Here is a 21,704-nt window from a genome sequence, read left to right as displayed (position 1 = left end):
AAATCCGACAGCAATGAACAAAGTAATCCCGGACCTGAATGAAGCCCCATTTACGGGAGCAGTATGATTTAGATGGATCGGCCAGGCGGCAATATCGATGACGTGACCAGCCCCTGGCGGAACCAGATTTCGATTGTATATTCGTAGAACTTCTGATTCCGCGCAGCGTTGGAAACGCGGGCTAGCGTTTTCCCCTTTTCAGTCAAGATAACATGCCCGAGATCAAACCGGTTGTTCGCGTCCTGCGGAAATTGAATTTTTGTCGGTTTGCCGAAATAAAACAGGCGTGTGTGTTTTCCAAACCATTTTTTTACATATCCAACCGCATCGAGGCATAGCAGGCCGGCTGCTTCCAGACGTTTTAACGCCGGTAAATCGATACCTTCCAAGGTGTAGAGTTCATGCCCTACTTCATACATCAAAAGAAGCGGTTCCCCCTGAACCCACATAAATTGACCCAAGGACCTGAAAAGTTCAGCGTCATGCCTATCAACAGCTAGCACTTTTTCTCCCGGGTCCAAAAACATACGGACTGATATTTGCCAGAGATGAATCGCTCGCTTGGACGCTGCTTAAGTGTAGTCTCTTCATAGACGCAGTCAGCAACGCTCGTCTCCGTAGCGCGTCCGCTACGACAACTCGTCAAAGTGTTGCGCTGTTCGAACTAACCGCCTTGATTATACTTAAGCCCGCGGCGCGTAAGTTCCTGTTCCAGTTTTTCCAGAAAGTCGCTATTTTTTTTACGCTGCTTGTCGCCCTTGTACCACGAGAAACAGGCGATTACCCCGAGAGCTGTCAAGCCAGCGTTGTGCGGCGTCGGACCACCAAAAAACATGTCGGTGAGGCCCGTAAGAAGCGCGAATGCGCCAAGATATCCTGTCCAACTCCAGAAGCGGTTTCCCCATGTGGGGGCTTTACGCTTGACACACCACGTGTGCAGTTCCCCATGCACCGACATAAGTTCCGCGTCAGTCCAACTTGCTAAATCCATCGGGATCGCTCCATTTGAATTTAATCTTCTTCAATGTCTACTATTCACCGTTCCTCAATGAAACTAAACACACGGTCTGCTTCTTGCCAGGCGTTAAGGGAGCTTATGCGATGATTGAGTTCCTACAGCACCTCGATTATAAACCTGTCTGCATAAAAAAGCCGGGGGACCCCCGGCTCTCTCACTTCGATAAACTGCAAAGCACTAAGTATTTGTTTTACCCGTCGATGATGGAGCAGCTTGCTCAGGACGATCCATCAATTCCACCAATGCCATGGGCGCGTTATCCCCTTTACGGAAGCCGAATTTAAGAATACGCACATACCCACCGTTCCGCGCTTGATAGCGTGGTCCGAGCTCATTGAACAACTTACCGACGATATCGCGATCACGTAGCCGGTCGAATGCCAAGCGGCGATTCGCCAGGGATGGCTTTTTGCCAAGGGTGATCATTGGTTCAATCACCCGCCGCAGCTCCTTGGCCTTTGGCAGCGTCGTTTTGATGACTTCGTGCTGTAGCAATGAGTTTGTCATATTACGCAGCATGGCCAGCCGATGACTGCTGGAACGATTTAGCTTTCTGAGTCCGTTATGGTGCCGCATGGCTTGATTCCTTTTTACCTTTATCCAGAGTGGAAGGAGGCCAGCTTTCAAGTTTCATTCCCAGTGTCAGTCCGCGGGAGGCCAATACTTCCTTGATTTCATTAAGCGATTTTCTCCCAAGGTTTGGGGTTTTCAGCAACTCCGTTTCCGTGCGCTGAATCAGGTCGCCTATATAATAAATGTTCTCCGCTTTAAGGCAGTTCGCGGAACGCACGGTTAGTTCAAGATCATCCACCGGGCGCAGTAATACCGGATCAATCTGTGGCAACTTGGGCTGCTCCACCGGCAACGGCGTCCCTTTTAGATCGGCAAACACGGAGAGTTGCTCCACAAGTACTTTTGCGGCATAACGAATCGCCTCCTCGGGATCCACCACACCGTTCGTCTCGATATCCATAATAAGCTTGTCGAGATCGGTACGCTGCTCAACGCGTGCACTTTCGACGGCGTAACTCACCCGCCGTACTGGACTGAAGGAGGCATCCAGTAAAATACTGCCAATCGCGCGCCCTTCGTTTGCCAATTGCCGGACCGTTCCAGGCACATAACCACGGCCCTGTTCGACCTTGATTTGCATATCCAACTTCCCACCCGCGGTGAGATGCGCGATAACATGGTCGGGATTGATGATCTCCACATCATGCGACACTTCGATATCACCCGCCGTTACCGTACCTTCTCCTTTCTTCTTGAGTATCAGGATAGCATCCGGACGATTATGCAGTTTAAGCACGATGCCCTTCAGGTTAAGCAGGATATCGACTACATCCTCCTGCACCCCATCCAGCGCCGAATACTCGTGCACGACACCGCTGATCTGAACTTCCGTGGGGGCGAAACCGGGCATGGAAGACAGGAGGATCCGGCGTAAAGCATTGCCCAGCGTATGCCCATAGCCGCGTTCAAACGGCTCCATGGTGATCTTGGCGTGCAGCGGAGAAACGTTCTGGACGTCAATAATGCGCGGAGTAAGAAAGGTGTTACTTAGCATAGGTGATCCTTTTGCGGAAGGCTTGGGCGTTGATTACTTGGAATACAGTTCGATTACCAAAGATTCGTTAATGCTCGATGGCAAGTCGGCTCGTTCCGGTTTCGTTTTAAATATACCCTTCATCGCTTTGACATCCATGTCTATCCAGTCGGGAAAGCTCCGCTGTTCGGCTGCCTCAACAGCCGCCTTTATCCGCAAATGACTTTTTGCTTTTTCAGCAACTTCTATCACGTCGCCGGGCTTGACTTGATAGGATGGAATGTTGACCCTGCGGCTATTGACCAGAATCCCGTTATGTCGCACGATTTGACGTGCTTCGGACCGCGATGCGCCAAAACCCATACGGTAAGCGACGGTATCAAGGCGGCACTCCAGCAACTGCAGTAAGTTTTCACCAGTAATACCGCGCTGTTTGTCCGCTAATTGATAGTTATTGTGGAACTGGCGTTCCAGTATCCCGTAGATACGGCGCAGTTTCTGCTTCTCACGCAACTGCACTCCATAATCCGACAACCGCGCGCTTTTCTGCCCGTGCTGGCCAGGTGCATAGTTCCTGCGTTCTATCGCGCATTTGTCGGTAAAGCATTTCTCTCCCTTCAGGAATAATTTTTCGCCTTCCCGGCGGCATTGCCGACATTTGGGATCAAGATTTCTTGCCACAGTCTTACTCCTTAAATCCGACGTTTCTTAGGTGGACGACAACCGTTGTGAGGCACGGGCGTCACATCCGAAATACTGGTAATTTTGAAGCCAGCCGCATTCAATGCCCGAACTGCGGACTCGCGTCCAGGACCCGGGCCCTTTATGCGCACTTCCAAATTTTTCACACCACATTCCTGCGCGACCTTACTTGCCTGCTCGGCCGCCACCTGAGCGGCGAATGGCGTGCTTTTACGAGACCCTTTAAAACCGGCGCCACCGGAAGTTGCCCATGACAACGCGTTGCCCTGACGATCTGTGATCGTCACAACCGTGTTATTAAACGAAGCATGAACGTGGGCAATACCCTCCGCCACGTTCTTCTTGACCTTTTTGCGTACCCGAGTGGCTGCTTTTACCATTGAATTTATCCTTTGACCTGCTGTTCAGTTAGCTACGAGCATTTCTATCATTTTCCCGCTGCTTTTCCGCTGGAGGCACGCACTGCTTTCCTTGGACCCTTTCGCGTCCTTGCATTTGTCCGGGTACGTTGACCCCTCACCGGCAAGCCGCGCCGGTGACGCAATCCACGATAGCAGCCGAGGTCCATTAGCCTTTTGATGTTCATTGAGACTTCACGCCGAAGGTCACCTTCGACCGCAAATTTTGCGACTTGATCCCGGAGCTTATCCATCTGGGCGTCGGTCACATCTTTGATCTTGGTGGAGGAAGCAATCCCGGCCGCCGCACAAATCTCGCGCGCCCTGGTGCGACCAATGCCGTAAATGGACGTCAATGCGATTTCGGCATGCTGATGATTCGGGATATTTACTCCAGCAATACGGGCCATACACTTTTCCTACGAAAAATTTTAGATTATAGCATCCAGACGGCGCTTTCCGACTAACCCTGCCGCTGCTTGTGCCTCGGATCCGTGCAAATTACACGCACGACACGATTGCGCCGAATGATTTTACAATTGCGGCAAATCTTTTTTACTGATGCCAACACTTTCATGTACTCTCCTTCCCGCTATTTCGCGCGGAATGTGATGCGCGCTCTACTTAAATCGTAGGGCGTCAAATCCACTGTCACCTTGTCACCCGGTAAAATGCGAATGTAATGCATGCGCATCTTTCCGGAAATATGGCCCAGCACGACGTGCCCATTCTCTAACTTGACCCGGAACGTCGCATTAGGCAACGTCTCCAGTATCTCGCCTTGCATTTGAATCGTTTCTTCCTTAGCCATCCTATCCTTAGACGAACTATCTTGCCGGTAACCCGCCACCGCCTTTGAAGTTTGTTTTCTTCAAAAGGCTCTCGTATTGATGCGACATGATGTAAGCCTGTACTTGCGCCATGAAATCCATCGTTACCACGACAATAATCAATAGAGAAGTACCGCCGAAATAAAACGGCACGTTCCATTTCAAGATCAGAAACTCGGGCAACAAGCATACGAGGGTTACATAAATCGCGCCAGCCAGGGTAAGTCTTAACATAATCCGCTCGATATACCGGGCGGTTTGATCACCTGGGCGAATCCCCGGTATGAAAGCGCCGCTTTTTTTCAGATTCTCCGCCGTTTCCTTGGGATTAAATACCAAAGCGGTATAAAAGAAACAGAAAAATACGATCATCGCCGCGTACAGCATCACGTACACGGGCTGTCCCGGAGATAACGCACCGCTGATATCCTTCAGCCAGCTCATGGATTCCCCACTGGAAAACCAGCCTGCCAACGTCGCCGGGAACAGAATGATGCTCGAAGCGAAGATCGGCGGAATCACCCCAGCCATATTAAGCTTCAATGGAAGATGGGAGCTTTGACCGCCATAGACTTTCCGCCCGACTTGCCGTTTCGCATAGTTGACCAGTATCTTGCGCTGGCCACGTTCGACGAAGACGACAAAGCCCGTTACAACTGTTGCAGCCAGAAAAATGCCCAATGCCACCAGAAAATGCATCGCCCCGGTCCGAACTAGTTCGAGGGTACCGCCGATCGCACTTGGCAGCCCGGCCGCAATTCCAGCGAATATAATGAGAGAAATACCGTTGCCAATACCCCGCTCGGTAATCTGTTCGCCTAGCCACATCAGAAATATCGTACCGGTAACCAGCGTGATCACCGTTGTCAACAGGAACATCGGGCCAGGCTCGATCACCAATCCGGCTTGGGATTGCAACGCAATGGAAATACCATAGCCCTGCACCAACGCCAATCCCAGCGTGCCGTACCGGGTGTACTGAGTTATTTTCCGGCGCCCGGATTCACCCTCCTTCTTGAGCGCCTCCAGGTAAGGGAACGCCACCGTCCCCAACTGCATAATGATGGATGCAGAAATATAGGGCATGATTCCGAGCGCAAAAATCGAAAAACGCGAAAGCGCGCCCCCGGAAAACATATTAAACATCCCGAGGATGCCGCCTTGCTGAGACTCAAACAAGTCTTTCAGCACCACCGGATCAATGCCGGGTACCGGAACATGCGCACCGATGCGGTAGACGATCAACGCGAACAGCAAGAACCATAACCGACGTTTCAAGTCTCCAAGCTTCCCGGAGAGCCCCCGCAGGGAATCGCTAGCGGCCAATCTATCTCCTCTTGAGCTTATTCAACACTGCCGCCCACCGCTTCAATCGCCGCCCTGGCGCCCTTGCTGACAGCAATGCCCCGTAACTTGACCGCGCGTTCGATCTTCCCCGAAAGTATCACTTTCGCGGTAGCGGCAGAATTCGGGATGATTCCCGCCTGCTTCAATATCAGCATATCGATGGTCTCGTCCGATACCCGGCTCAGCGCCGACAACCGCACTTCCATCCCGCCTTTCCTGGTAAGCGAAACAAAACCCCGCTTCGGCAAGCGGCGCTGCAGAGGCATTTGTCCGCCTTCGAAACCCACCTTATGGAATCCGCCGGCCCGGGACTTCTGTCCCTTGTGACCACGCCCCGCCGTCTTACCGAAACCAGAGCCAATGCCGCGGCCTACGCGCCTTCTTTCCTGTTTCGCTCCTGCCGCAGGTTTAATCGAATTCAGCTGCATTTAGGCCTCACTTTTTACGAGGTAATAAACATGATTGATCATCCCTCGCACGGCGGGAGTATCTTCCAACTCCACGCTGCTATTGATCCCACGAAGCCCCAACCCGCGCACCGTTGCCCTATGCGTTCGTTTAGTGCCGATTAGGCTTTTGATCAGGGTGACCCTGATCTTCTTCCCGTTATCGTTCATTTTACCAATCCAAGGATATCTTCGACGCTCTTGCCTCGCTTGGCCGCAATTTCCGAGGGAGTGTTCATATCTTTTAACCCGTTCAGGGTTGCACGCACAACATTATAGGGATTCGTTGAACCGATACACTTCGCCAGAATGTTGTGCACGCCCATCACTTCGAATATTGCTCGCATGGGGCCACCTGCAATGATGCCGGTACCTTCGGAAGCGGGTTGCATATACACTGTAGCAGCACCGTGCCTGCCGATTACGGGATGGTGCAATGTTCCGTTCTTGAGGCTCACCTTGATCATCTTGCGTCGCGCTTCATCCATGGCCTTTTGTACCGCAACGGGAACTTCACGGGATTTACCTTTACCCATGCCCACGCCGCCATCCCCATTCCCAACCACGGTTAACGCCGCGAATCCGAGTATGCGCCCCCCCTTCACCACCTTGGTGACCCGATTGATCGCCACCATTTTTTCCTTGAGGCCATCGCCACGATCATCGCCCTGGGGTACTTTCCCCTGCATTCGTCCCTGCATCTTAGCCATTATCTTTCCTCACTTAGAATTTGAGGCCATGCTCGCGAGCAGCCTCGGCCAGTGCCTTCACGCGCCCGTGATATTTGAAACCCGAACGGTCGAATGCAACCGTCTCGATGCCCAAGCTTTTGGCCTTTTCCGCAACTCTTTTGCCGACTGCCGCTGCCGCCCCAATGGTACCGCCATTGGGCAATTCCTTCCGGAGCTCCGGTTCCAAAGTCGAAGCGCTAGTGAGCACAGTTCCGCCAGCACCATCTATCAGCTGCGCATAAATGTGACAGTTGCTGCGATGCACCGCCAAACGCACTACTTTTAATTCGGCGATCTTGGCGCGGGTTTGACGAGCACGCCGCAAGCGGGATTTTGTTGATTTCAGCATATATACCCTAATTATTTCTTCTTGGTTTCCTTCAACACAATCTTTTCGTCTGCATAACGTACGCCTTTCCCCTTATAAGGTTCAGGCTTGCGATAAGCGCGTACGTCGGCAGCTACCTGACCCACCTGCTGCTTATCTATCCCCTTGATGACAATCTCCGTTTGAGTCGGCGTCTCAACCTTTACACCTTCCGGCATCTTATGGGCAACAGGATGAGAGAATCCCAATGTCAGGTTAAGAACATCGCCCGCAGCCTGGGCGCGATAACCCACACCCACCAGCGTCAACTTTTTCTCGAAACCGCTGGTAACTCCTTTAACCATATTGGCCAGAAGCGCGCGCATCGTTCCGGACATTGCGTTTGCCTGCTTCGAAGCGTTCGAGGGCTTGATTAATAAACTGTCGCCTTCGCGTTCAACACGGATATCCGAAACAAGATCGTGCCGCAACGTGCCCAACGGTCCCTTAACCGACACTTCGTTCGTTGACAATGCTACCTCTACATTCCCAGGCACTGGCACAGGATTTTTACCTACTCGAGACATGTTTTTTCCTTAGGCCACTATACATAACACTTCGCCGCCTACCCCGCTGGCGCGTGCTTTACGTTCGGTCATCACCCCTTGGGAGGTTGAAACGATCGCCACGCCAAGACCATTCATGACGCTAGGAAGCTTGTCGCTGGCTTTGTAGATTCTCAAACCGGGGCGGCTAACCCGCTCGATTTTCTCGATCACCGGACGACCAGCATAATACTTGAGGCTGATATCCAGTACCGGCTTTCCGTTCGAGTCGTGAACGGCGAAATCCTCGACATAACCTTCATCCTTCAATACTTGAGCGATAGCCGCTTTAAGTTTGGAAGCCGGCATCACAACGGATGTTTTTTCAGAAAGCTGCGCGTTACGAATACGCGTCAACATATCCGCGATAGGGTCACTCATACTCATCTAAGGATACCTCTGGAAATCCAAATTCCGGAGCAGGTCAATAAGCCATTTCCGAGAAAACCTACGTTAACCATATTGGACCTGCTCTCTTAAATACGATTGAGTCTCGTTTGTCATCGCCCATTCAAACGCCCCATGAAAACAAGATGATGGGTTCACCAACTCGCCTTGATCACGCCCGGAATTTCTCCGCTCATGGCTATGTCACGAAGCTTGCCACGACCGAGCCCAAATTTGCTGTAGACGCCGCGAGGGCGACCCGTCAAAGAGCAGCGATTGCGAAGTCGTACCGGACTGGAATCCCTCGGTAACATCTGCAGCTTGATCCGGGCGGAATGCCGATCCTCATCCCCGAGACTAGCATCATTGATAATTGCCAGTAATTCGGCACGTCGCGCCGCATATTTTTTGACCGTTTCGCGGCGCTTCAAATCACGGTTGATTACAGCTACTTTCGCCATGCTATTCTCAATTTTTAAATGGAAATTTAAATGCCGCGAGTAATGCCTTAGCCTCTGCATCCGTTTTCGCCGTGGTTGTAATCGTAATATTCATTCCGCGCAGTGCATCAATTTTGTCATATTCGATTTCCGGGAAAATGATCTGCTCCTTGATACCCATATTATAATTTCCCCGGCCATCAAACGCCTTGCCGGAAATACCCCGAAAATCACGAACACGCGGAATCGCCACATTAACCAACCGATCCAGAAATTCGTACATGCGCACGCGACGCAATGTCACCATACAGCCTACCGGATAACCGTCCCGCACCTTGAACGTCGCGATAGATTTCTTTGCCTTCGTTACGACAGGCTTTTGACCGGCAATTTTTTGCATATCGCCGACGGCGTTATCCATAATCTTTTTATCGGCCACTGCTTCACCGACGCCCATATTCAGCGTTATTTTGCTGATACGCGGCACTTCCATAACCGATTTGTAGGCGAACTGTTGCATCAACTGATTCACCACGGTGTTGCGATAGAATTCTTGTAAACGAGCCATATGTTTTCCCTTCTCAGGCGTCAAGCAGTTCGCCGTTGGATTTAAAATAGCGGACTTTGCCTTTGCCTTCCACGACCCTAAATCCTATCCGGTCGGCTTTCTGCGTGGCCGGATTGTAAATCGCTATGTTTGAAACCTGTAAGGGCATTTCCATCTCGACGATTCCACCAGTCGTTCCTTTACTCGGATCCGGCCGCTGGTGCTTCTTGACCTTATTGGCTCCCTCGACCACCACCAAGTCCGCATCAACCACGCGCAACACGGTACCCCGTTTACCCTTGTCCCTGCCGGTGATGACAATTACATCATCACCTTTCTTTATCTTTCGCATACTGACTCCCCTGACGCGCGCTTACAAAACTTCTGGCGCAAGCGAAACAATTTTCATGAAGCGTGCGTTCCGTAATTCACGCGTTACAGGTCCAAAAATACGTGTACCGATAGGCTCCAGCTTGGCATTCAGCAGTACTGCAGCATTGTTGTCGAACTTGATCAACGAGCCATCTGCGCGACGAACCCCTTTTGAGGTTCTCACCACCACGGCATTGTATACTTCGCCCTTTTTTACACGCCCCCGTGGCGCCACATCCTTCACACTAACCTTTATAACATCACCGATACCAGCGTAACGGCGTTTGGAGCCGCCCAATACCTTTATGCACATGATTGAACGCGCGCCCGTGTTATCGGCTACCTGGAGGATAGATTGCATTTGAATCATTATTTACTCACTCTCTCCAACTTTTCCAGCCGAAACAGCGCATGGATAGTATTGGAACCCGTTCGGGTTGTGATGCAGCAAGAACTAGCAGGCTGCGGGAAAATTAACGGCCAGAAACAAAAACGTGAAATTATATGGCAGCCTGAGCAGAAAAACAAGTCACAATTTTTTCGCCTGATTCTGCCACGGATCAACTAACCTGCTCAGCTTCATCCAACGACTTGACCACTCGCCAGGCTTTGGTTTTCGAATAAGGCCGACATTCTTCTATTGTTACTGTATCGCCCTCATGAAACTCATTGTTTTCGTCATGGACGTGATATTTTTTAGAGCGCACGATAATTTTCCCGTAAAGCGGATGCTTAACCTTACGCTCGACCAGAACCGTAATAGTCTTGTTCATTTTATCGCTAACCACTTTGCCGCTCAGAATACGGTTTAGACTGGTCTCACTCATGACTGTTTCACCTTCTCACCGAGAATAGTTTTTGCCCGCGCAATATCCCGACGGATGTTCCGCAACTGCGTTGTGTTACCCAGCTGCTGGGTCGCGTGCTGCATGCGCAGACTAAATTTTGCCCTCACGAGCTCCAATACTTCGGATTGTAGTTCCACTGCGTTCTTGGTCCTTAATTCCTTGGCCTTCGATTTCATGATTAAGCGCCTACTTGTCGAATAACAAATGTAGTCTGGATCGGCAGCTTGGCGGCAGCGAGGCGGAATGCCTGTCTCGCCAGCACTTCATCAACGCCGTCCATTTCATACAACATTTTTCCCGGCTGGATCTCCGCCACAAAGTATTCCGGGTTACCCTTTCCGTTACCCATCCGCACCTCAGCAGGCTTATGGGAGATCGGCTTGTCGGGGAATATACGAATCCAGATACGTCCACCACGTTTTATGTGCCGTGTCATTGCGCGGCGTGCAGCTTCAATCTGCCGCGCGGTCAAGCGACCACGACCGACCGCCTTGAGCCCGTACTCACCAAAACTGACTTTGGCACCGCGCGTCGCAACCCCCTTGTTGCGCCCTTTTTGCTGCTTGCGGTATTTCGTTCTAGCTGGCTGCTGCATCGTTCGCTCCTGGCTTCACTATCTTTTTAATTGCCGGCTTGGCGCCGGCCTCCTCAACTCCAGGTTCCGTCTTCCGCTGCGCTTTTCTTTCGCCGGGTTTGGCGTCACCCCTGGAATCGGTCCTTACCCCGGGTTTGCGCGCCGGTCGTTTGCTTTCTGGTTCTCCCCCCGGGGGTGGTGTTTGTAGGGATACGCCTGCCGGCTGGTCGCCCCGACCTATCACCTCGCCCTTGAACACCCACACCTTGATGCCTATCACGCCGTAAGTCGTCTTCGCTTCAGACACGCCATAATCGAGATCAGCGCGCAACGTATGGAGCGGCACACGTCCTTCCCGGTACCATTCTGTGCGCGCGATTTCGATGCCATTCAAGCGACCGGAGCTCATGATTTTAATCCCTTGGGCACCCAGACGCATGGCATTCTGCATCGCTCGCTTCATGGCACGACGGAACATAATGCGTTTTTCTAACTGCTGCGCAATATTGTCGGCTATCAGTTGCGCATCGATTTCCGGTTTGCGGATCTCTTCAATATTCACGTGTACTGGGACACCCATGAGCTTTTGCAACGCTCCACGCAGAACCTCGATATCCTCGCCCTTTTTTCCTATTACCACCCCTGGCCGCGAACTATAGATAGTGATTCGAGCATTCTTGGAGGGCCGTTCAATGATTACACGGCCAACTGATGCATGCGCCAATTTCTTTTTCAGGTATGCCCGGACCTTAATATCCTCGTTCAGCATCCCCGGGAAATTTTTACTATTGGCGTACCATTTCGATGTCCAGTTTTTTAATACTGAAAGTCGAAAACCTGTCGGATTTATTTTTTGTCCCATATTTTGGTACGCCCTTTACTTTTTCTTGCCGGCTTTGTCGCCAACAGTAAGATGGATGTGACACGTCGGCTTGACGATCCGATTACCCCGGCCCTTGGCCCGAGCGCTGGTACGCATCATGGACGTTCCCCGATCGACGTATATCGTTGATACCTTCAATTCGTCTATGTCCGCGCCATCATTATGCTCCGCATTGGCAATGGCGGATTCGAGCAGTTTACGAATGATGACGGCGGCTTTTTTTGGACTGAACGCCAGCAGGTTCAGCGCCCGATCGACAGGCAGCCCCCGAATCTGGTCGGCCACCAGGCGGCCTTTCTGCTCCGATAACCGGACCCCGCGCAATATAGCTGTTGTTTGCATATTCGGATATTCCTATTTCCTCGGCCCAGCTACAGCTTTCCTGTCGCCTGAGTGCCCCTTGAAAGTACGGGTATGGGAAAATTCCCCAAGCTTATGCCCCACCATGTTCTCGGTAACATAGACAGGGATGTGCTGTTTCCCGTTATGAATGGCAATCGTCAGACCGATAAAATCCGGCAGCACCGTCGAGCGACGCGACCAGGTTTTGATGGGGCGTTTATCGTTTGTAGCCCGCGCAGCCTCCACCTTGGCAATCAAGTGCAAGTCGACAAACGGGCCCTTTTTTACAGAACGTGGCATGATCCATTACCCTTTATTTGAATAACGACGCCGTACGATCATCCCATCCGTACGTTTGTTGGCCCGGGTGCGAAAACCCTTCGCGGGTGTTCCCCACGGGCTTACCGGATGGCGTCCCGCGGCAGTTTTGCCTTCTCCACCACCATGGGGGTGGTCTACGGGGTTCATGACAACCCCGCGAACCGTTGGCCGGATACCGCGCCAACGCTGAGCCCCCGCTTTTCCGATGGACCGTAGATTATGTTCCTCGTTTCCAACCTCGCCTATCGTGGCGCGGCAGTTCACATGTACTTTTCGGATCTCGCCGGAGCGCAAACGCAACTGCGCGTAGTCCCCCTCCCGCGCGAGGAGTTGTACCGATGTTCCAGCAGAACGCGCCAGTTGCGCCCCCTTGCCCGGCATCATCTCCACGCAATGAATCGTGCTGCCCACAGGAATGTTGCGCAACGGCAACGCATTTCCATTCTTGATTGGAGCGTCCGCCCCGCTCATCAATTGCGTACCAGCACTAACTCCGTTGGGCGCGATAATGTAGCGACGCTCGCCGTCGGCGTAGCAAAGAAGCGCCAGACGCGCGCTCCTATTCGGGTCGTATTCCAGCCGCTCTACCTTCGCAACGACACCATCCTTGTTCCGCCGAAAATCAACAATGCGATAGTGTTGTTTATGACCACCACCCATGTGACGAGTGGTAATTTGCCCGTTATTATTGCGCCCAGCCGAGTGGTTCTGTTTTTCAACCAGTCTGGCGTATGGCGCGCCCTTATGCAAGTCGCGACTGACAACTTTAACGACTGCACGACGACCGGGAGAGGTTGGTTTGACTTTAACCAGTGCCATTACTTGACTTCTCCTTGTGCGATATCAGAAAAGTTTATTTCCTGATCAGACTGAATGCTGACATAGGCTTTCTTCCAATTGCTGCGACGCCCGATAAAACGGCCAAAGCGCTTTTGCTTACCCTTGACGTTGGCTATCTGCACGCTTTTAACTTGAATGTTTTGTGGCTTCCATATCAGCTCGATAGCTGCTTTAATCTCGGACTTGGTAGCGTCCTGCGCAACCCGAAATATGACGTGATTGTGTTTCTCGGCTATATACGTAGCCTTTTCCGATACCTGGGGCGCAATTATCACCTGCAACAGGCGTTCAGCATTAAAAGTTTGCGCATTCATACAAGCATCTCCTCCATTTTCGTCAAAGCGCCACGAGTGACCAGAACTTTCGCAAAACGCATGAGACTTACCGGATCGGCGTGACCCGCTTCCACTATCTTTACCAATGGCAGATTGCGCGATGAAAGGTAGAGATTCTCGTCGAGGTCATCAGTGATAATCATCACCTCGGCGAGCCCCATGTCTTTCAGTTTTTGCGCCAGTGCTTTGGTCTTCGGCCCCTCGACCACGAAGTTTTCCACCACCGAGAGGCGGTCCTCACGGACGAGCTGAGACAGAATGGCGCCAATTCCGGCCCTATACATCTTACGGTTGACCTTGTGGCTGAAATTTTCTTCCGGGCTGTTCGGAAACGTTTTTCCACCTCCCCGCCATAACGGGCTGGAAGCCATCCCCGCACGCGCCCGCCCTGTGCCCTTTTGCCGCCAGGGCTTGCGGGTCGTTTTCGCGACGTCCGAACGCCCCTTCTGGGCACGGTTTGCGCTACGCGCATTGGCGAGATAGGCGGTAACCAGCTGATGCACAAGAGCTTCGTTATATTCCCGTGCGAATAACGCATCCGGAGCGGAAACGCTCGTAGCTGACTGGCCCTTATCGTCTATTAATTTAAGTTCCATTATACCCCCGCCCTCTTACCGCCTTTTGCCGCTGTCTTACTATCGCCACCAACTGCGGGCTTCGCACCCGTTCTGCTCACCTTGACGCTCGGCTGCACCACTACATCACCACCTCTCGAGCCCGGAATTGCACCCTTGATCAGCAGCAGGCCACGGTCCGTGTCGACGCGCAGCACCTCCAGGTTCTGCGTGGTGCGCTGCACATTACCCAGATGCCCGGACATGCGCTTGCCGGGGAACACACGGCCCGGATCCTGCGCCATACCAATGGAACCTGGAACATTATGCGACTTCGAATTCCCGTGACTGGCCCGGTTCGAGGAAAAGCCGTGCCGCTTGATCACCCCCGCATAGCCCTTGCCGATCGATGTTCCGGTGACGTCCACCTTCTGTCCGACCTGAAAAAGCTCAAGACCGACAACTGCACCTGGTTTAAGGCTGTCGAGCACTTCCTGGCTGACGCGAAACTCCTTGAGCACATGCCCCGCTTCTACCGCCGCCTTGGCGAAATGCCCTGCTGACGGCTTATTAACGCGAATGGCGCGTCGCTTGCCGAAGGTCACCTGTATGGCGGAGTAGCCGTCCTTGGCGGGCGTTTTTATTTGGGTGACACGATTGTTAGATACGTCAAGAACCGTTACCGGCTGGCTATCGCCGTCATCGGTGAAAATACGGGTCATGCCGACCTTGCGGCCGACGAGTCCTAAACTCATTTTAGTTACCCTTATTAAAAGGTGCCGATTTCAATTGACCGGCAATTTGCACTATTTTTGATCAGGCAGCCTGCGTCATTCGCCACAACATGCACAACGACGCGCCACCTGGATGACCTACAATTTTATTTCTACATCCACGCCAGCGGGGAGATCGAGTTTCATCAGCGCGTCCACCGTCTTATCGGTGGGGTCCATGATATCCATCAGCCGCAGATGGGTTCGAATCTCGAATTGATCCCGAGAGGTCTTGTTAACATGAGGCGAGCGAAGCACATCGAACCGCTCGATGCGCGTCGGCAAGGGCACCGGGCCCTTAACAACCGCGCCCGTACGTTTGGCTGTTTCGACGATCTCCATGGCTGACTTGTCTATCAACCTATAATCAAACGCTTTAAGGCGAATACGAATTTTCTGGCTTTGCATAATCAATAAAACCTCAGGTTGAGGATTCGGATTCCGAATTGACGATTTTGATGCCACTTGGCACAAAATCTTAAATCCTATCCTTGATCCTGTTGTTATTCAATAACCTTTGCCACCACGCCTGCGCCAACTGTTCTGCCGCCCTCGCGAATGGCAAAACGCAGGCCTTCTTCCATCGCAATCGGGGCAATCAGGTTCACCGTCACCGATACGTTGTCGCCAGGCATGACCATCTCGGTCCCCGCAGGCAGTTCAATCGCACCCGTCACATCAGTGGTGCGAAAGTAGAATTGCGGCCGGTAGCCCTGGAAAAACGGGGTATGACGCCCACCTTCTTCTTTGCTCAGTACGTATATCTCGGCGCTAAACTTCGTGTGTGGCGTGATGCTGCCCGGCTTGGCCAGAACCTGGCCGCGCTCGACTTCCTCGCGCTTGGTGCCACGCAGCAATACGCCAACGTTGTCACCCGCCTGCCCCTGGTCGAGCAGCTTCCTAAACATTTCAACTCCGGTGCATACGGTCTTGATCGTGGGCCTCAGGCCTACGATCTCGATTTCTTCCCCCACCTTGATTACGCCGCGCTCAATCCGCCCCGTCACAACCGTGCCACGCCCGGATATCGAGAATACGTCTTCCACCGGCATCAGAAAGGCACCATCCACCGCACGTACCGGCTCAGGTATGTAGCTGTCCAGCGCATCCGCCAACTTGAATATCGACGGCTCGCCTATGTCGCTCTGATCGCCTTCCAGCGCCTTCAGCGCAGACCCAATCACGATCGGTGTGTCATCCCCGGGAAAATTGTATTTGGACAGCAGTTCGCGAACTTCCATCTCCACCAGTTCCAGAAGCTCGGCATCGTCCACCATGTCCGCTTTGTTCATGTACACCACGATGTAGGGAACTCCAACCTGGCGCGCAAGCAGTATGTGCTCCCGCGTCTGCGGCATCGGCCCATCCGCAGCAGAAACCACCAGGATCGCCCCGTCCATCTGCGCTGCCCCGGTGATCATGTTCTTCACGTAGTCCGCGTGACCCGGACAATCAACGTGCGCGTAATGCCGGGCCGTGGTCTCATACTCAACGTGTGCCGTGTTGATCGTGATCCCCCGTGCCTTCTCCTCCGGCGCCGAGTCAATCTGCGCGTAACTCTTCGCCTCGCCTCCAAACTTCTTCGCCAATACCATCGTGATCGCCGCCGTCAATGTGGTCTTCCCATGATCCACATGACCAATCGTCCCAACGTTCACGTGCGGCTTCGTCCGCTCAAATTTGCTCTTTGCCATGATGATCCTCTACTTGATGACGACTATTTCTTGTTGATAATTGCTTCCGCTACATTTTTTGGCGCTTCGGAATAATGCTTGAATTCCATGGTGTATGTCGCACGTCCCTGAGTCGCGGAACGTAGTGAAGTCGCGTAGCCGAACATTTCCGCCAATGGAACTTCTGCGCGTATCACCTTGAGCCCGGGCAAGTCATCCATGCCCTGGATCATGCCGCGACGAGAAGACAGATCCCCCACGACATTACCCATAAAGTCCGCCGGCGTTTCCACCTCCACCGCCATCATCGGCTCCAACAGAACCGGATTGGCCTTCCGCATCCCATCCTTGAACGCAATGGAGGCCGCCATCTTGAAGGCATTCTCATTGGAATCTACATCATGATAGGAGCCGTCAAACAGCGTCACCTTGACATCAACAACCGGAAACCCCGCAAGCACCCCGTTGGGGAGAGTCTCAACCAAGCCTTTCTCCACAGCCGGGATATACTCACGCGGCACGGTTCCGCCCTTGATGGCATCGACAAACTCGAAACCTTTGCCCGCCTCGTTCGGTTCCATCTTGAGCCAGACGTGACCATACTGCCCGCGTCCACCCGACTGCTTGATAAACTTGCCCTCGACCTCCGTCAGCTTCTTGATCGCTTCGCGATAGGCCACTTGCGGCGCACCCACATTGGCTTCCACACCAAACTCCCGCTTCATCCGATCGACGATAATCTCAAGATGAAGTTCGCCCATACCAGAAATAATGGTCTGCCCGGACTCCTCGTCTGTACGTACGCGAAAAGAAGGGTCTTCCTGAGCCAGGCGATTGAGCGCGATACCCATTTTTTCCTGATCAACCTTGGTTTTTGGCTCTACCGCAACGTGAATGACAGGTTCGGGAAAAATCATGCGCTCCAGGGTGATTATGTCGCTCGGATCGCACAGCGTATCCCCGGTAACAGCTTCCTTCAGCCCGACTGCAGCCGCGATATCGCCAGCCCGAACTTCCTTGATCTCTTCGCGTTGATTGGCGTGCATCTGCAGCAAGCGGCCAATCCGTTCTTTCCGCCCCTTAATAGGGTTGTAGACTGTGTCGCCTGACGTCACCACGCCGGAGTACACGCGGAAAAAGATCAATTGGCCAACGTAGGGATCCGTGGCAATCTTGAATGCCAATCCCGCGAACGGTTCTTCGTCGTTGGCATGGCGCTCGGCATGCTCTCCATTCTCCTTCTCGCCATTAATCGCCTGAATATCCACGGGAGAGGGCAAGTAGTCGAGCACGGCATCCAGCATTGCCTGGACACCTTTATTCTTGAATGCGGACCCGCAAAGCATCGGCACGACCTCGTTAGCAAGCGTACGAATGCGCAACCCTTTTTTGATATCGGCGACCGACAAATCACTTTCTTCAAGGTATTTGTCCATCAGCTCTTCGTTCGCTTCAGCCGCGGTTTCAACCATTTTCTCCCGCCAGGATTTCGCGTCGTCCACCATATCAGCCGGTACGTCGCGCTCCTCGAATTTCATCCCCTGACTGGTCTCATCCCAATAGATGGCCTTCATTTTGACCAGATCTACCACGCCCTCAAACTTATCTTCTGCACCGATAGGTAATTGCACAGGCACTGGATGCGCTTTCAGGCGAGTTTGAATCTGCTCATAGACCCGCATGAAATTAGCGCCGGCACGGTCCATCTTGTTGACGAAAGCAAGGCGTGGAACCTTGTATTTGTTCGCCTGCCGCCATACCGTTTCTGTCTGGGGCTGGACCCCGCCGACCGCACAGAATACTGTACAGGCCCCGTCGAGAACTCGCAGCGAGCGCTCTACCTCAATGGTAAAGTCAACGTGGCCCGGTGTATCAATAATGTTGATACGATGATCGGGATAGTTATTTTCCATCCCTTTCCAAAAACAGGTCGTTGCAGCAGAAGTAATCGTAATGCCACGCTCCTGCTCCTGTTCCATCCAGTCCATCGTAGCCGCACCGTCGTGGACTTCGCCGAGCTTATGCGAAACCCCGGTATAGAATAGTATTCGTTCCGTGGTCGTGGTTTTTCCGGCGTCTATGTGCGCCATCACGCCGATATTTCGGTAACGTTCGATAGGTGTTTTTCTCGCCACAGTCTCTAAACCTTAAAATTTGTGCCGTCCCAGTTGGAAACCCGGACGAAAACTAGTTACGGCTCTTCAGTCGGGCCGATAGTCGGGAATCCGAGATAACGGACCCGATGATTGCAATCAGAACCGGTAATGTGCAAACGCCTTATTGGCTTCCGCCATACGATGCACTTCCTCGCGCTTTTTGACCGCACCGCCGCGGCCTTCTGCCGCCTCCGCCAGTTCGCCTGCAAGACGCGCCCCCATCGATTTCTCGGATCTTTTGCGTGCGGCATCCCGAAGCCAGCGCATCGCGAGCGCATTCCGACGAATAGATCGCACCTCTACCGGAACCTGATAGTTGGCTCCGCCCACGCGTCGGCTTTTTACTTCCACCATGGGCCGAACATTGGACAGCGCTTGTGTAAACACGTCTACCGGATCCTTACCCGTCTTCTTCTGAATCTGCGTCATGGCACCATAGATGATCCGTTCGGCTACCGACTTTTTGCCACGTGTCATCAGTACATTGACGAATTTCGCCACCTCGGTGTTATGGTACTTCGGGTCGGGCAAAATTTCGCGTTTTGGGACTTCTCTCCGTCTTGGCATTCTCTGACCTTGGCGTAATTATTTAGCTTAAGTAACAAACATTCGGCACATCTTAGGCAGCGCGGAGCGCTTAAACTGCGGTTAGGCCTATTTGGGCCTTTTTGCACCGTACTTGGAACGGGCCTGCTTTCGATCTTTTACCCCCGCAGTATCCAGGCTGCCGCGAACCGTATGGTAGCGGACACCCGGCAAGTCTTTTACCCGACCACCGCGGATGAGCACCACAGAGTGCTCCTGCAGATTATGCCCTTCCCCGCCGATATAACTGGATACCTCGAAACCGTTCGTCAGGCGCACCCGCGCGACTTTGCGCAAAGCCGAATTCGGTTTCTTCGGCGTGGTCGTATAAACACGGGTGCAAACACCCCGCTTCTGCGGACTGTTTCCCAGCGCCGGAACCTTGCTCTTTACTCGTTTTGCCGCGCGCGGCTTACGGACTAACTGACTGATTGTCGGCATCTTATTTCCTAAAAACCAGGTATGCGATTCAGGCATCCCGCTGGCGATGTGAATATCCAGGTATTCGCCGCGCCCCGTTTTATTAATTAGGGACGAGCTGAAAAACAGCGAATTTTATGGGGTTTTATCGGTTGTGTCAAGCCGAGTCCTTGCGCCGGGCCGACCGCCAGAAGCTAATCCAACCAGAAAGCGGCTCGGGCGCGCGGGTGGCACGACCTTACCCATCACGCAGTAACACGTCTTTGCTGTGGAATAAAACCCACTTAGGAGGCGGTTGTGACCCGGCCCTCGCGGCGCTTCGACGTAAGTGCGTGGTTACCCAGCTTCTTTAGTACCTCCCAAGCTGGCCCCGGAAACTTGTGAAGTTTTATCATCACATCCTCAAGCGCTTCCAGGAACCAATCCACATCGGATTCGCTGATATTCAGGGGGGGAAGAATTTTTACGATCGGCATCGCGTGGCCGGCTACCTGCGTGAGGATATGATGATCGTCCAGAAGTGGGAGAACAATAGCCTGCGCGAAAAGATTCTCATCCATCTTGTTGACCATTGCCCAAGCTGCTCTCAGCGACATCGATTCAGGCTGACCAAATTCTATCGCGATCATAAGGCCACGTTGACGAACCCCTTTCAGAAATTCGAAGCGCGGCACCATTGCCTCGATACCATTGCGGAATCGAGCACCGAGTTCAATGGCCCGCTCGGGCAATTTCTCATCGTCAAGAACACTAAGCGAGGCCAATCCCGCTGCCATCGCCATATTGCCCATACCAAAGGTGGAAGCATGAACAATCGCCCGGTGCATACTGTCGTAAACGCTGTCATAAACCGCACGCCGTGTTATGGTTGCGCCGACGGGGATATAGCCCCCCGAAAGCGCTTTCGACAAGCAGATCATGTCGGGGCGAAAGCCTTCTATCCACTGGCTGGCGAGGAAACGTCCCGTCCGTCCCATTCCCGATTGAACTTCATCGCAGATCATTAACGTGCCGTATTTCCGGCAGAGTTCCTGGGCGCCGAGGAGATACTCTTCACTTGCTATATTTACACCTTTACCCTGGATTGGCTCAAAAACGAAGGCTGCGACATCGCCTAGCCTCAGACGCGCCTCCAGACCATCCAGATCACCAAGCTTCACCTCTGAACTGCCTGGCAGCATGGGCTCGAATCCGCGACGGAAACTGGCCTCTCCGTTTAAGGATAGCGCGCCCATCGTGAGACCATGGAAAGCTTTTGCAAGATGAGCAGTGGAGGGCCGACCGGTATATGCCCGGGCGAACTTGATCGCTGCCTCGATAGCTTCGGTACCAGAGTTGCTGAAATAAACAGTATCCAGGCCGGGCGTCATGCGATTTACTAATTCACGAGCCAATGCGGCCGCAAGTGGCGGAGCGTCGAAACCCACCCAACCCGGAAAATCAGAATCCAGCACTTGCTGCAATGCCTGGCGAATAGCGGGATGACGACGGCCAAAATTGAACACACCCCAGTTGGTGAGAAAATCTAGGTAACGCGTACCGGTATCGTCCCAAAGATAAGGGCCTTCGCCCCGAACCCAGGTGCGATTGAAACCGAGCATGCGCAGAACTTTGACGAACACCGGATTAACATGGTCTTCGTAGAGCTCGAAGTTCTTCCCACGACCCTCGGCAATTATGGCGTTGATATCAATTGGCATGATTCAGATAACCCCGATGGGTGC

The 21,704-nt window shown here is 52.9% G+C and carries 36 protein-coding genes; all 36 read right to left on the bottom strand.

The features are described 5' to 3' along the window. Positions 1-68 precede the first annotated feature (68 nt). Positions 69-419: a hypothetical protein gene (locus tag R5L00_RS11395; RefSeq protein WP_317651776.1), complete on the bottom strand. Its 351-nt coding sequence runs from the start codon at positions 417-419 to the stop codon at positions 69-71. A gap of 245 nt (positions 420-664) precedes the next feature. Further along, positions 665-991 carry a hypothetical protein gene (locus R5L00_RS11390; protein ID WP_317651774.1) on the bottom strand — a complete coding sequence of 109 codons (327 nt, stop codon included), beginning with the start codon at positions 989-991 and terminating at the stop codon, positions 665-667. A gap of 204 nt (positions 992-1,195) precedes the next feature. Beyond that, complete coding sequence (gene rplQ, locus R5L00_RS11385) at positions 1,196-1,594, bottom strand: 50S ribosomal protein L17 (protein ID WP_107694777.1); 399 nt, start codon at positions 1,592-1,594, stop codon at positions 1,196-1,198. Next, a complete protein-coding gene (locus R5L00_RS11380) occupies positions 1,581-2,585 on the bottom strand; it encodes a DNA-directed RNA polymerase subunit alpha (protein ID WP_107694778.1) in 1,005 nt (334 codons plus the stop codon). The genes rplQ and R5L00_RS11380 overlap by 14 nt, the downstream gene beginning before the upstream one ends. A 33-nt stretch (positions 2,586-2,618) precedes the next feature. Then, complete coding sequence (gene rpsD / locus R5L00_RS11375; RefSeq protein WP_317651771.1) at positions 2,619-3,245, bottom strand: 30S ribosomal protein S4; 627 nt, start codon at positions 3,243-3,245, stop codon at positions 2,619-2,621. 11 nt (positions 3,246-3,256) lie between these two features. Next, on the bottom strand, positions 3,257-3,646 hold the full coding sequence (gene rpsK, locus R5L00_RS11370) for a 30S ribosomal protein S11 (RefSeq protein ID WP_091139116.1): 390 nt from the start codon (positions 3,644-3,646) through the stop codon (positions 3,257-3,259). Between the two features lie 47 nt (positions 3,647-3,693). Beyond that, positions 3,694-4,074 carry a 30S ribosomal protein S13 gene (gene rpsM / locus R5L00_RS11365; protein WP_317651767.1) on the bottom strand — a complete coding sequence of 127 codons (381 nt, stop codon included), beginning with the start codon at positions 4,072-4,074 and terminating at the stop codon, positions 3,694-3,696. Positions 4,075-4,127: 53 nt separating this feature from the next. Beyond that, positions 4,128-4,241 (bottom strand): 50S ribosomal protein L36, encoded by a 114-nt coding sequence (gene rpmJ / locus R5L00_RS11360; protein WP_074633734.1) that lies wholly within the window; start codon positions 4,239-4,241, stop codon positions 4,128-4,130. 15 nt (positions 4,242-4,256) lie between these two features. Then, positions 4,257-4,475: a translation initiation factor IF-1 gene (gene infA / locus R5L00_RS11355; RefSeq protein ID WP_004181006.1), complete on the bottom strand. Its 219-nt coding sequence runs from the start codon at positions 4,473-4,475 to the stop codon at positions 4,257-4,259. Between the two features lie 16 nt (positions 4,476-4,491). Next, positions 4,492-5,820 carry a preprotein translocase subunit SecY gene (gene secY, locus R5L00_RS11350; RefSeq protein ID WP_107694781.1) on the bottom strand — a complete coding sequence of 443 codons (1,329 nt, stop codon included), beginning with the start codon at positions 5,818-5,820 and terminating at the stop codon, positions 4,492-4,494. Between the two features lie 17 nt (positions 5,821-5,837). After that, positions 5,838-6,269 (bottom strand): 50S ribosomal protein L15, encoded by a 432-nt coding sequence (gene rplO, locus R5L00_RS11345; RefSeq protein WP_317651763.1) that lies wholly within the window; start codon positions 6,267-6,269, stop codon positions 5,838-5,840. Beyond that, positions 6,270-6,458 carry a 50S ribosomal protein L30 gene (rpmD, locus tag R5L00_RS11340; protein WP_107694783.1) on the bottom strand — a complete coding sequence of 63 codons (189 nt, stop codon included), beginning with the start codon at positions 6,456-6,458 and terminating at the stop codon, positions 6,270-6,272. Continuing rightward, the gene (gene rpsE / locus R5L00_RS11335) at positions 6,455-6,976 is read right to left on the bottom strand and encodes a 30S ribosomal protein S5 (protein ID WP_219907538.1); all 522 of its coding nucleotides are present in this window, start codon (positions 6,974-6,976) and stop codon (positions 6,455-6,457) included. The genes rpmD and rpsE overlap by 4 nt, the downstream gene beginning before the upstream one ends. Positions 6,977-7,010: 34 nt before the next feature. Continuing rightward, positions 7,011-7,367, bottom strand: a complete 357-nt coding sequence (gene rplR, locus R5L00_RS11330; protein WP_411555563.1) for a 50S ribosomal protein L18 — start codon at positions 7,365-7,367, stop codon at positions 7,011-7,013. Positions 7,368-7,378: 11 nt separating this feature from the next. Beyond that, positions 7,379-7,912 carry a 50S ribosomal protein L6 gene (gene rplF / locus R5L00_RS11325; protein ID WP_317651761.1) on the bottom strand — a complete coding sequence of 178 codons (534 nt, stop codon included), beginning with the start codon at positions 7,910-7,912 and terminating at the stop codon, positions 7,379-7,381. 9 nt (positions 7,913-7,921) lie between these two features. Further along, positions 7,922-8,317 carry a 30S ribosomal protein S8 gene (rpsH, locus tag R5L00_RS11320; protein ID WP_317651759.1) on the bottom strand — a complete coding sequence of 132 codons (396 nt, stop codon included), beginning with the start codon at positions 8,315-8,317 and terminating at the stop codon, positions 7,922-7,924. Positions 8,318-8,472: 155 nt separating this feature from the next. Beyond that, positions 8,473-8,778: a 30S ribosomal protein S14 gene (gene rpsN / locus R5L00_RS11315; protein ID WP_107694786.1), complete on the bottom strand. Its 306-nt coding sequence runs from the start codon at positions 8,776-8,778 to the stop codon at positions 8,473-8,475. Positions 8,779-8,785: 7 nt separating this feature from the next. Then, positions 8,786-9,325, bottom strand: a complete 540-nt coding sequence (gene rplE, locus R5L00_RS11310; RefSeq protein WP_107694787.1) for a 50S ribosomal protein L5 — start codon at positions 9,323-9,325, stop codon at positions 8,786-8,788. Positions 9,326-9,338: 13 nt separating this feature from the next. Further along, positions 9,339-9,656, bottom strand: a complete 318-nt coding sequence (rplX, locus tag R5L00_RS11305; RefSeq protein WP_107694788.1) for a 50S ribosomal protein L24 — start codon at positions 9,654-9,656, stop codon at positions 9,339-9,341. 21 nt (positions 9,657-9,677) lie between these two features. After that, entirely contained in the window at positions 9,678-10,046 is a 369-nt protein-coding gene (rplN, locus tag R5L00_RS11300; protein ID WP_107694789.1) for a 50S ribosomal protein L14, read from the bottom strand. A 190-nt stretch (positions 10,047-10,236) separates the two neighbouring features. Continuing rightward, a complete protein-coding gene (gene rpsQ, locus R5L00_RS11295; RefSeq protein ID WP_107694791.1) occupies positions 10,237-10,503 on the bottom strand; it encodes a 30S ribosomal protein S17 in 267 nt (88 codons plus the stop codon). Further along, positions 10,500-10,700 carry a 50S ribosomal protein L29 gene (gene rpmC, locus R5L00_RS11290; protein WP_107694792.1) on the bottom strand — a complete coding sequence of 67 codons (201 nt, stop codon included), beginning with the start codon at positions 10,698-10,700 and terminating at the stop codon, positions 10,500-10,502. Before rpmC ends, rpsQ begins: the two co-directional genes overlap by 4 nt. Before the next feature lie 2 nt (positions 10,701-10,702). Then, positions 10,703-11,119, bottom strand: coding sequence for a 50S ribosomal protein L16 (gene rplP, locus R5L00_RS11285; RefSeq protein ID WP_091139095.1), 417 nt, complete (start codon positions 11,117-11,119; stop codon positions 10,703-10,705). Further along, a complete protein-coding gene (rpsC, locus tag R5L00_RS11280) occupies positions 11,103-11,960 on the bottom strand; it encodes a 30S ribosomal protein S3 (RefSeq protein ID WP_107694793.1) in 858 nt (285 codons plus the stop codon). Before rpsC ends, rplP begins: the two co-directional genes overlap by 17 nt. A 15-nt stretch (positions 11,961-11,975) precedes the next feature. After that, entirely contained in the window at positions 11,976-12,323 is a 348-nt protein-coding gene (gene rplV, locus R5L00_RS11275) for a 50S ribosomal protein L22 (protein WP_091139092.1), read from the bottom strand. A gap of 12 nt (positions 12,324-12,335) precedes the next feature. Continuing rightward, complete coding sequence (gene rpsS / locus R5L00_RS11270) at positions 12,336-12,623, bottom strand: 30S ribosomal protein S19 (RefSeq protein WP_107694794.1); 288 nt, start codon at positions 12,621-12,623, stop codon at positions 12,336-12,338. Between the two features lie 6 nt (positions 12,624-12,629). Next, positions 12,630-13,463, bottom strand: a complete 834-nt coding sequence (gene rplB / locus R5L00_RS11265; protein WP_317651750.1) for a 50S ribosomal protein L2 — start codon at positions 13,461-13,463, stop codon at positions 12,630-12,632. After that, positions 13,463-13,798 carry a 50S ribosomal protein L23 gene (gene rplW, locus R5L00_RS11260; protein WP_317651748.1) on the bottom strand — a complete coding sequence of 112 codons (336 nt, stop codon included), beginning with the start codon at positions 13,796-13,798 and terminating at the stop codon, positions 13,463-13,465. The genes rplB and rplW overlap by 1 nt, the downstream gene beginning before the upstream one ends. Continuing rightward, entirely contained in the window at positions 13,795-14,415 is a 621-nt protein-coding gene (gene rplD / locus R5L00_RS11255; RefSeq protein ID WP_107694797.1) for a 50S ribosomal protein L4, read from the bottom strand. The genes rplW and rplD overlap by 4 nt, the downstream gene beginning before the upstream one ends. Next, entirely contained in the window at positions 14,415-15,128 is a 714-nt protein-coding gene (gene rplC, locus R5L00_RS11250) for a 50S ribosomal protein L3 (protein ID WP_317651746.1), read from the bottom strand. The genes rplD and rplC overlap by 1 nt, the downstream gene beginning before the upstream one ends. 117 nt (positions 15,129-15,245) lie before the next feature. Then, positions 15,246-15,554: a 30S ribosomal protein S10 gene (rpsJ, locus tag R5L00_RS11245; protein WP_004180980.1), complete on the bottom strand. Its 309-nt coding sequence runs from the start codon at positions 15,552-15,554 to the stop codon at positions 15,246-15,248. Between the two features lie 95 nt (positions 15,555-15,649). Next, a complete protein-coding gene (gene tuf / locus R5L00_RS11240) occupies positions 15,650-16,840 on the bottom strand; it encodes an elongation factor Tu (RefSeq protein ID WP_107694799.1) in 1,191 nt (396 codons plus the stop codon). A 23-nt stretch (positions 16,841-16,863) separates the two neighbouring features. Continuing rightward, positions 16,864-18,954: an elongation factor G gene (gene fusA, locus R5L00_RS11235; protein WP_317651741.1), complete on the bottom strand. Its 2,091-nt coding sequence runs from the start codon at positions 18,952-18,954 to the stop codon at positions 16,864-16,866. Positions 18,955-19,071: 117 nt separating this feature from the next. After that, positions 19,072-19,542, bottom strand: coding sequence for a 30S ribosomal protein S7 (rpsG, locus tag R5L00_RS11230; protein WP_107694801.1), 471 nt, complete (start codon positions 19,540-19,542; stop codon positions 19,072-19,074). 87 nt (positions 19,543-19,629) lie between these two features. Beyond that, entirely contained in the window at positions 19,630-20,001 is a 372-nt protein-coding gene (gene rpsL, locus R5L00_RS11225) for a 30S ribosomal protein S12 (protein ID WP_091139078.1), read from the bottom strand. A 263-nt stretch (positions 20,002-20,264) separates the two neighbouring features. After that, on the bottom strand, positions 20,265-21,680 hold the full coding sequence (locus R5L00_RS11220) for an aspartate aminotransferase family protein (RefSeq protein ID WP_317651738.1): 1,416 nt from the start codon (positions 21,678-21,680) through the stop codon (positions 20,265-20,267). Between the last annotated feature and the right edge of the window lie 24 nt (positions 21,681-21,704).

Source organism: Nitrosospira sp. Is2 (assembly GCF_033095785.1).
GTDB lineage: Bacteria > Pseudomonadota > Gammaproteobacteria > Burkholderiales > Nitrosomonadaceae > Nitrosospira.
The sequence above is the reverse complement of the archived record's forward strand: the minus strand, read 5'-3'. Positions and strand labels throughout refer to the sequence as shown.

Coding starts and splice junctions, on each gene's coding strand:
- R5L00_RS11395 (WP_317651776.1), bottom strand. CDS start 419: ATGTATGAAGTAGGGCATGAACTCTACACCTTGGAAGGTATCGATTTA.
- R5L00_RS11390 (WP_317651774.1), bottom strand. CDS start 991: ATGGATTTAGCAAGTTGGACTGACGCGGAACTTATGTCGGTGCATGGG.
- rplQ (WP_107694777.1), bottom strand. CDS start 1,594: ATGCGGCACCATAACGGACTCAGAAAGCTAAATCGTTCCAGCAGTCAT.
- R5L00_RS11380 (WP_107694778.1), bottom strand. CDS start 2,585: ATGCTAAGTAACACCTTTCTTACTCCGCGCATTATTGACGTCCAGAAC.
- rpsK (WP_091139116.1), bottom strand. CDS start 3,646: ATGGTAAAAGCAGCCACTCGGGTACGCAAAAAGGTCAAGAAGAACGTG.
- rpsM (WP_317651767.1), bottom strand. CDS start 4,074: ATGGCCCGTATTGCTGGAGTAAATATCCCGAATCATCAGCATGCCGAA.
- rpmJ (WP_074633734.1), bottom strand. CDS start 4,241: ATGAAAGTGTTGGCATCAGTAAAAAAGATTTGCCGCAATTGTAAAATC.
- infA (WP_004181006.1), bottom strand. CDS start 4,475: ATGGCTAAGGAAGAAACGATTCAAATGCAAGGCGAGATACTGGAGACG.
- rplO (WP_317651763.1), bottom strand. CDS start 6,269: ATGCAGCTGAATTCGATTAAACCTGCGGCAGGAGCGAAACAGGAAAGA.
- rpmD (WP_107694783.1), bottom strand. CDS start 6,458: ATGAACGATAACGGGAAGAAGATCAGGGTCACCCTGATCAAAAGCCTA.
- rpsE (WP_219907538.1), bottom strand. CDS start 6,976: ATGCAGGGGAAAGTACCCCAGGGCGATGATCGTGGCGATGGCCTCAAG.
- rplR (WP_411555563.1), bottom strand. CDS start 7,367: ATGCTGAAATCAACAAAATCCCGCTTGCGGCGTGCTCGTCAAACCCGC.
- rplF (WP_317651761.1), bottom strand. CDS start 7,912: ATGTCTCGAGTAGGTAAAAATCCTGTGCCAGTGCCTGGGAATGTAGAG.
- rpsH (WP_317651759.1), bottom strand. CDS start 8,317: ATGAGTATGAGTGACCCTATCGCGGATATGTTGACGCGTATTCGTAAC.
- rpsN (WP_107694786.1), bottom strand. CDS start 8,778: ATGGCGAAAGTAGCTGTAATCAACCGTGATTTGAAGCGCCGCGAAACG.
- rplE (WP_107694787.1), bottom strand. CDS start 9,325: ATGGCTCGTTTACAAGAATTCTATCGCAACACCGTGGTGAATCAGTTG.
- rplX (WP_107694788.1), bottom strand. CDS start 9,656: ATGCGAAAGATAAAGAAAGGTGATGATGTAATTGTCATCACCGGCAGG.
- rplN (WP_107694789.1), bottom strand. CDS start 10,046: ATGATTCAAATGCAATCTATCCTCCAGGTAGCCGATAACACGGGCGCG.
- rpsQ (WP_107694791.1), bottom strand. CDS start 10,503: ATGAGTGAGACCAGTCTAAACCGTATTCTGAGCGGCAAAGTGGTTAGC.
- rpmC (WP_107694792.1), bottom strand. CDS start 10,700: ATGAAATCGAAGGCCAAGGAATTAAGGACCAAGAACGCAGTGGAACTA.
- rplP (WP_091139095.1), bottom strand. CDS start 11,119: ATGCAGCAGCCAGCTAGAACGAAATACCGCAAGCAGCAAAAAGGGCGC.
- rpsC (WP_107694793.1), bottom strand. CDS start 11,960: ATGGGACAAAAAATAAATCCGACAGGTTTTCGACTTTCAGTATTAAAA.
- rplV (WP_091139092.1), bottom strand. CDS start 12,323: ATGCAAACAACAGCTATATTGCGCGGGGTCCGGTTATCGGAGCAGAAA.
- rpsS (WP_107694794.1), bottom strand. CDS start 12,623: ATGCCACGTTCTGTAAAAAAGGGCCCGTTTGTCGACTTGCACTTGATT.
- rplB (WP_317651750.1), bottom strand. CDS start 13,463: ATGGCACTGGTTAAAGTCAAACCAACCTCTCCCGGTCGTCGTGCAGTC.
- rplW (WP_317651748.1), bottom strand. CDS start 13,798: ATGAATGCGCAAACTTTTAATGCTGAACGCCTGTTGCAGGTGATAATT.
- rplD (WP_107694797.1), bottom strand. CDS start 14,415: ATGGAACTTAAATTAATAGACGATAAGGGCCAGTCAGCTACGAGCGTT.
- rplC (WP_317651746.1), bottom strand. CDS start 15,128: ATGAGTTTAGGACTCGTCGGCCGCAAGGTCGGCATGACCCGTATTTTC.
- rpsJ (WP_004180980.1), bottom strand. CDS start 15,554: ATGCAAAGCCAGAAAATTCGTATTCGCCTTAAAGCGTTTGATTATAGG.
- tuf (WP_107694799.1), bottom strand. CDS start 16,840: ATGGCAAAGAGCAAATTTGAGCGGACGAAGCCGCACGTGAACGTTGGG.
- rpsG (WP_107694801.1), bottom strand. CDS start 19,542: ATGCCAAGACGGAGAGAAGTCCCAAAACGCGAAATTTTGCCCGACCCG.
- rpsL (WP_091139078.1), bottom strand. CDS start 20,001: ATGCCGACAATCAGTCAGTTAGTCCGTAAGCCGCGCGCGGCAAAACGA.
- R5L00_RS11220 (WP_317651738.1), bottom strand. CDS start 21,680: ATGCCAATTGATATCAACGCCATAATTGCCGAGGGTCGTGGGAAGAAC.